This is a genomic window from Lyngbya aestuarii BL J (assembly GCF_000478195.2).
GTDB classification, from domain to species: domain Bacteria; phylum Cyanobacteriota; class Cyanobacteriia; order Cyanobacteriales; family Microcoleaceae; genus Capilliphycus; species Capilliphycus aestuarii.
This window is the reverse complement of record NZ_AUZM01000418.1, coordinates 1-322: the sequence shown is the minus strand read 5'-3', so window position 1 is coordinate 322 and position 322 is coordinate 1. Positions and strand designations below refer to the sequence as shown.

Genomic DNA, 322 nt, shown 5'->3' with positions numbered 1-322 from the left:
GTGGCAATTTTTCCCATTTCCACCGGATGAACTTTGTAAACATTTCCTTGGGGAATTAATTTACCTCGGGCATTACCCACTTCATCAACAGTTCCCAAATGCGCCCAAGTTGCAAAAGCGATACAAAATACTGCGCCACCCCAAAACAGTTGCATCGGAAATGAGGCGGGGGGTTGATCTAAAACTGACTGTAAAGCAATTGACCAATTTCCTGAATTTGAAGCTGTTTTTTCGGACTCTTTATCTTTCGGGGCGAAAGGGGAAGCACCATCGGAAATTGGCGGGGGAAGAGGGGGAGAAGGAGTAACTCCACCGTGGGTGG

General features: G+C 47.2%; 1 pseudogene. It reads right to left on the bottom strand.

Annotated features, from left to right (window positions below):
* Window positions 1–322: pseudogene (locus M595_RS28760) on the bottom strand (secretion protein HlyD); the annotation flags it as partial.